Annotated in this window: 4 protein-coding genes; all 4 read left to right on the top strand. The window is 70.7% G+C overall.

Annotated features, from left to right (window positions below):
* Positions 1-107: 107 nt before the first annotated feature.
* The 4 genes from ACFWZ5_RS43540 (at position 108) to ACFWZ5_RS43525 (ending at position 7,000) form a co-directional block, all read left to right on the top strand.
* Positions 108-1,919 (top strand): ABC-F family ATP-binding cassette domain-containing protein, encoded by a 1,812-nt coding sequence (locus ACFWZ5_RS43540; RefSeq protein WP_384799429.1) that lies wholly within the window; start codon positions 108-110, stop codon positions 1,917-1,919.
* A gap of 146 nt (positions 1,920-2,065) precedes the next feature.
* Positions 2,066-3,943 carry a PQQ-binding-like beta-propeller repeat protein gene (locus tag ACFWZ5_RS43535; protein ID WP_384799432.1) on the top strand — a complete coding sequence of 626 codons (1,878 nt, stop codon included), beginning with the start codon at positions 2,066-2,068 and terminating at the stop codon, positions 3,941-3,943.
* A 50-nt stretch (positions 3,944-3,993) separates the two neighbouring features.
* Positions 3,994-5,988 (top strand): PQQ-binding-like beta-propeller repeat protein, encoded by a 1,995-nt coding sequence (locus ACFWZ5_RS43530; protein WP_384799435.1) that lies wholly within the window; start codon positions 3,994-3,996, stop codon positions 5,986-5,988.
* Positions 5,989-6,283: 295 nt separating this feature from the next.
* Positions 6,284-7,000, top strand: a complete 717-nt coding sequence (locus ACFWZ5_RS43525) for a LuxR C-terminal-related transcriptional regulator (protein WP_384799438.1) — start codon at positions 6,284-6,286, stop codon at positions 6,998-7,000.
* Positions 7,001-7,055: the final 55 nt, after the last annotated feature.

Genomic DNA, 7,055 nt, shown 5'->3' with positions numbered 1-7,055 from the left:
TGGGAAACAACCCGCCGCGGTAGCGGCGGAAACCCCCCACCGGCCCGCACCCGGGCCCACCGCGTCGCCGACTACGCTGGACGGTCGACCGCAACGTCAGGAGAGAAATGGCCGTCAACCTCGTCAATGTCGAGGCAGTCAGCAAGGTGTACGGCACCCGCGCACTGCTCGACGGCGTCTCGCTCGGCGTGTCCGAGGGGGACAGGATCGGCGTCGTCGGGCGCAACGGGGACGGGAAGACGACCCTCATCCGGATGCTCGCCAAGCTGGAGGAGGCCGACACCGGGAGGGTCACGCACAGCGGCGGCCTGCGCCTCGGCGTGCTCACGCAGCACGACTCCCTCGACCCGGAGGCCACCGTCCGGCACGAGGTCATCGGCGACCTGGCCGACCACGAGTGGGCGGGCAACGCCAAGATCAGGGACGTACTCACGGGTCTCTTCGGCGGGCTCGACCTGCCCGGGTTCCCGCAGGGGCTCGACACCGTCATCGGCCCGCTGTCCGGCGGCGAGCGCCGCCGCATCGCCCTCGCGCAGCTGCTGATCGCCGAGCAGGACCTGATCGTCCTCGACGAGCCGACCAACCACCTCGACGTGGAGGGCATCTCCTGGCTGGCGGGCCATCTGCGCGAGCGCCGCTCGGCCCTGGTGTGCGTGACGCACGACCGCTGGTTCCTGGACCAGGTGTGCACCCGCATGTGGGACGTGCAGAAGGGCACGGTGTACGAGTACGAGGGCGGCTACTCGGACTACGTCTTCGCGCGCGCCGAGCGCGAGCGGATCGCCGCCACCGAGGAGGCCAAGCGGCAGAACCTCGTCAGGAAGGAGCTGGCGTGGCTGCGCCGCGGCGCCCCCGCCCGCACCTCCAAGCCCCGCTTCCGCGTCGAGGCCGCCAACGAGCTGATCAAGGACGTGCCGCCGCCGCGTGACACCAGCGAGCTGATGAAGTTCGCCACCACGCGCCTCGGCAAGACCGTCTTCGACCTGGAGGACGTGACCGTACAGGCCGGTCCCAAGCTGCTGCTCAAGCATCTGACCTGGCAGCTCGGGCCCGGTGACCGCATCGGCCTCGTGGGCGTCAACGGCGCGGGCAAGACCTCGCTGCTCCGGGCCATGGCGCAGGCGGCGCGTACGGAGGGCGAGGCGCAGCCCGAGGCGGGCCGGATCGCCGTCGGCAAGACCGTGAAGCTCGCCTACCTCTCGCAGGAGGTCGTCGAGCTCGACCCGGCGACGCGGGTCCTCGAGGCCGTGCAGCAGGTGCGCGAGCGCGTCGACCTCGGCAAGGGCCGGGAGATGACGGCGGGGCAGCTGTGCGAGACGTTCGGGTTCAGCAAGGAGAAGCAGTGGACGCCGGTCGGGGACCTGTCCGGCGGTGAGCGGCGCAGGCTGCAGCTGCTGCGGCTGCTCATGGACGAGCCGAACGTGCTGTTCCTGGACGAGCCGACGAACGACCTCGACATCGAGACGCTCACGCAGCTGGAGGACCTGCTCGACGGGTGGCCCGGCTCGATGGTCGTGATCTCGCACGACCGGTTCTTCGTGGAGCGCACCACGGACCGCGTGTTCGCGCTCATGGGCGACGCCACGATGCGGATGCTGCCGCGCGGCATCGACGAGTACCTGGAGCGCAGGCGCCGCATGCTGGAGGCCGCCGCTCCGGCGCCCGCCGCCCCCGCGCGGCCGGAGCCGGGGACGAGCGCGGTGTCGGCCGCCGACGCGCGCGCCGCGAAGAAGGAACTCCAGAAGATCGAGCGGCAGCTGGACAAGCTCTCCGAAAAGGAGAACAAGCTCCACGCGCAGATCGCCGATAACGCCACAGACTTTGAAAAAGTGGCGAAACTGGACGCCGAGCTGCGCGAACTCGTGAGCGACCGCGAGGAGTTGGAAATGCGCTGGCTCGAACTCGCGGAGAACGCGTGAGTATCGCGTAACGGACACATCACGGGCCGGTCCTCCCTTGGGAACAGGGGCAGGACCGGCCCCGGTCATGGCTGGAACAGAGTGATAGAAAGGTCGGCCTGAGCACCACTTGGCGTGCCGAAAAATCAGTGAAGGGGGAAGCGCTGATGACTCAGCCGCCCAATCAGCCGCCGCAGGGCGGCTTCGGAGCTCCACAGGATCCGCAGCAGCCGCACCAGCCGCAGCAGCCGCAGGACCCGCGCCAGGCCGGCGCGCCGCAGCAGCCGCCGGCGCCCCCCGCGGGCCCGCCCGGCACCCCGCCGCCGGCCCCGCAGCCCGGCTACGGCTACCCCCAGCAGGCCCCGGGCCAGGCCGGCCCCTACGGCTACCCGCAGCAGCCGGGCCCGTACCAGCAGCCCGGCCAGCCGGGCCCGTACGGCCAGCCCGCGCAGCCCGGCCCCTACGGCCAGCCGGGTCCGTACCAGCAGCCCGCCCAGCCCGGCCCCTACGGCCAGGCCCCGCAGCAGCCCGGTCCCTACGGCGCCCCGCAGCAGCCCTACCCGGGCGGCGGCCCCGGCACCCCGCCCCCGGTCGGCGGCGGCACCGGTGGCCGAAAGAGCCCCTTCAAGGGCAAGCCCGCGGTCATCATCGGGGCGGCCGTGGCGGCCCTGCTCGTCGCGGGCGGCGCCGTCTTCGCGCTCTCCGGCGGCGATGACGACGACAAGAAGAAGCCCGAGGCCAAGAACAAGGACCCCAAGGCCTCCGCGTCCGCCCCGGTCAACCCGGGCGACGGCAGCGGCGACGGCCACGAGGGCAAGGAGGACCTCAACGCGGGCCGCAAGCCCGACGAGGCGAAGGTCCTCTGGTACAAGGAGGCCCCCAAGGCCCCCGGCAAGGGCGCCGACGCCCCCGGCATGTGGGTCAAGGACGGCGTCGCGGTGAAGGCCGCGTACAAGGAACTCCTCGCCTACGAGGTCGACTCGGGCAAGCCCGCCTGGCCCGCGATCAAGTTCCCGTACGAGATCTGCTCGGCGTCCCGGCAGATCAGCGACGACGGCAAGATCGTCGTCGCGTACAAGGCGGGCATGAAGAGCAACGCCAAGTGCGACCAGCTCCAGGTCGTCGACCTCAAGACCGGCAAGAAGGGCTGGAAGGGCAAGTCGAAGGAGGAAGGTCTCTTCGACATGACCTTGAACCTCGGCCTGACCATCACCGACGACGTCCTCATGGTCGGCCGCTCCCAGTCCGGCACCGCCTACCGCATGAGCGACGGCAAGCAGCTGTACGTCGTGCGCAAGAAGGACGAGGGCACCTGCTTCCCGAGCGGCTTCACGGGCGGCGACCGCATCCTGATGTCGCTGTCGTGCGGGGCCAGCACGCCCACCGAGCACGACGAGGTCCAGGAGCTCGACCCGAAGACCGGCAAGGCCCTGTGGACGAAGAAGTTCCCCAAGGGCTGGCGTCTGGAGAAGGTCTACTCGACCAGCCCGGCGGTCCTCTACCTCACCAACGAGGACAAGAAGCAGTGGAACATCACCACGCTCAAGGCGGGCAGCTCGGCCACCCGCTCGGAGGTCCGGGTCAACGAGGACTTCGCGCCCGAGTGCGGCTGGTCCTCCGCGTTCAGCAGTGATCTGCAGGGCTGCACGGGCGTCGCCGCCGACGACAAGTACCTGTACCTGCCGACCAAGGAGACCACCGGCGCCAACGAGATCGTCGCGATCAGCCTGGCAAGCGGCAAGGCGGCCTGGCGCGCGAAGTCGCCGACGGACACCTCGATGCTGCCGCTGAAGACGGAGGGCGGCGAGCTCATCGCGTACGCCGAGCCGTCGTACGACGCGGGCGGCCGGATCGTGTCCATCGGGACCGGCGGCTCGCACACGCCCAAGACCCTGCTGCAGAACCCCGAGGGGACCTCGAAGATCGAGAACGGCTTCTTCTCGAAGGCGGTCGACTACGTGGACGGGCGTTTCTACATCTCCACCACCCGGCTCTCCGGGACCGCGGAGGGCCGCGAGAAGCTGATGCTGGCCTACGGCAAGTGACCCTCCCCACCGCCTAGTTACCCCTCCCGTCCCCCCTCAAGGAAAACGTCATGACTCAGCCGCCCCAGCCGCCCAACGAGCCCCCGCAGGGAGGGTTCGGCGCCCCCCAGGACCCCCCGCAGGGAGGTTTCGGCAAGGCCCCGGAGCCCGGCTACGGCTACCCGCAGGCGCCGCCGCAGGCCCCCGGGACCCCGCCGCCCGCCGCCCCGCCGCAGGCGCCGCCGCCCCCGCAGGGCCAGGCGCCGTACGGCTACCCGCAGGCGCCCCAGGCGCCGGGGACCCCGCCGCCCGCGGCCCCGGCCCAGGCCCCTGCCCCGCAGATGCCGCCGCCCGCGGCCCCGGCCCCGCAGGCGCCGCCCGCGTACGGCCAGCCCGCGACCCCGGCCTACGGCCAGCAGCCCGCACCCGGTTACGGCTACCCGGGCCAGCCCGGTCAGCAGCCCGGCTACGGCTATCCCGGTCAGCCGGGGCAGCCGGGGCAGCCGGGGCAGCCGGGTCAGGGGCACGCGCAGATGCCGACCGTGGCCATGCAGCCGCAGTACGGCGGCCCGGGCGGTCCCGCCGGGCCCGGTGGCTCCGGCGGGTCCGACGGCAGGAAGAAGCAGCTGACGATCATCGTCGCGGCGGTCGCCGCCATCGCGCTCATCGTCGGCGGCGGTGTCTTCTACGCGTCCACGCAGAAGGACGACGACAAGAAGGCCAGCGCCAAGAAGGACGGCAAGGACGGCAAGGGCGGCGACAAGGACGACCTGCCGTCCGGCGGCCCCGCCAAGGAGAAGGCCCCGGCGAACACCAGCGCCAAGGTCTCCTTCCAGATCCCGGCGCCCGCGGTGCCCAAGGACGACGTGTGGAGCGTCGGCGGCTCCTGGCTGACCGACGACGCGGTCGTCAAGTCCGGCTACAAGGGCAAGGACAAGGACCACGCCCTCATCGCCTACGACCCGGCCTCCGGCTCGGAGAAGTGGACGATCCCGCTGGCCGGCGAGACCTGCGCGACCTCGAAGGAGGTCACGAAGGACGGCATCGCCGCCGTCGTCTACAAGGACGGCAAGGCCACCAAGGCGAACAAGTACCCGGACTGCAGCCAGGTCTCGGCGGTCAACCTGAAGACCGGCAAGAAGCTGTGGACCAAGGAGGTCGCCAACAGCGGCATGAAGGTGGAGTTCGAGGAGATCACCATCGCGGGCTCCACGATCGCCGCCGGTTCCGGCACCGGCGGCACGGGTGCCGCCTGGGACATGTCCGGCAAGCTGCTGTGGAAGCCGAAGATCGGCGACAAGTGCAAGGACGTCGGCTACGGCGGCGGCGAGCAGCTGGTCGCGGTCCGCAAGTGCGGTGACTACGACGACCCGAAGCTGAAGATCCAGCTCCTCGACCCGAAGACGGGCGCCGACAAGTGGAGCTACCCGCTGGCCGCGGGCATCGACAACGCCAAGATCATCTCGACCAACCCGATCGTCTTCGGCCAGGACACCGAGGAGATCACCGCGAGCGGCGCCACGGACGTCTTCTCGCTGAGCAACAACGGCAAGCTGCGCGCCAGGATCAAGCTCGAGGACGGCAAGTACGCCCACGACTGCGAGGTCAACAAGGTCTACAGCTGCTCCTCGATGGCGGTCGGCAACGACAAGCTGTACGTGCCGACGCGCCAGCACGACGCGGGCGGCTCCGACTACGGCTTCACCAACGAGGTCATCTCGTTCTCCCTGGCCACGGGCAAGACGGCCGGTGACCGCGCCGACGCGGGCGACGACGGCGAGATGTTCCCGATCCGCATGGACGGCGGCAACGTCCTCGCGTACAAGGGCGGCGGCTACAACAAGGGCGCCAAGGTCGTCTCGCTCGACGGCAAGACGATGAAGGAGACCACGCTCCTGGAGACGCCCGCGACCGAATCGGTCAGCAGCGCCATCAGCGGCATGGTCCCCAAGTCCAACGAGCTGCTGTACGGCAACGGCACGCTGTTCATGGGCAAGAAGCTGATCAGCAAGCCGTACTCCAAGGACGACAAGGAGTTCATCGCCCTCGGCTTCTCCGCGAAGTGACGGCGCGTGAGCGCGCCGCGGTGTTTCGCGCGGTGATCCGTCGCTGACCGGCAGGAACGGCCCCCGCACCCCAGGGTGCGGGGGCCGTTCCCGGTTCGCGCCCCGTTCACTCTCCGTACTTCCGTGCTCCGCCTACCCCAAAGGCAGTGATTTCGGCATTCAGGGCTGCTTATGAACGGTAGGGGCAGCGCAACGTCGAACAAGCGTGTAGCTTCCGGGGGATGAAGGGCCGGGGCCCCGGGTCCGTGGGGGGATCAGTGGGGGAATCCGTGGGGGACATTGGGGGGTTGCTTCGATGGGTGTGCGGCTCATGGTGGTCGACGACCACCGACTGCTCGCCGAGGCGCTCGCCTCGGCGCTGAAGCTGCGCGGGCACCGCGTTCTGGCCGCGGCCGCGCCCGCGGCGGGCGCGGCGGAGCTGGTGATCAGCAGGGCGCCCGAGGTGTGTCTGCTCGGCACGGCGACCCCCGCTGAGCCGGGCATGTTCGACCCCGTGGTGAAGATCAAGCGGGAGCGGCCGCAGGTCGCCGTGGTGGTGCTCGGGCCCGTTCCGTCGCCGCGCGGCATCGCCGCGGCGTTCGCCTCCGGCGCCTCCGGGTACGTACGGCACGACGAGCGCATCGAAGGAGTCGAGCGCGCGATCATGAAGGCGCGCGCCGGTGAGGCCGCCGTCGCGCCCCAATTGCTTCAAGGCGCCTTCAGCGAGCTCCTCAACCCCGCGGCGCAGCCCGACGACGAGGGGCAGCGGCTGCTCCAGATGCTCACTCCGCGTGAGGTCGAGGTGCTCGTGCGGGTGGCTGACGGTGAGGACACGCGGCTCATCGCTGCGGGGATGGGGATTGCGCCCAGCACCGCGCGGACGCATGTGCAGCGGGTGCTGATGAAGTTGGGGGTGGGGTCGCGGTTGGAGGCGGCGGCGCTTGCGGCCCGTACGGGCCTGTTGGAACGAGCGGAACGCCCCGCCCCACCGCCGGGCCAGGTCAACAACTCGGAACCGCCGACGGGAGGTTAGCCCTCGCGGTGCGCCCCAGGCCCGCCCCTTTACCCAAAACCAGGGGGCTCCGCCC

Origin of the sequence: Streptomyces sp. NPDC059003 (assembly GCF_042740445.1) — a bacterium.
Lineage (GTDB): Bacteria > Actinomycetota > Actinomycetes > Streptomycetales > Streptomycetaceae > Streptomyces.
The sequence above is the reverse complement of the archived record's forward strand: the minus strand, read 5'-3'. Positions and strand labels throughout refer to the sequence as shown.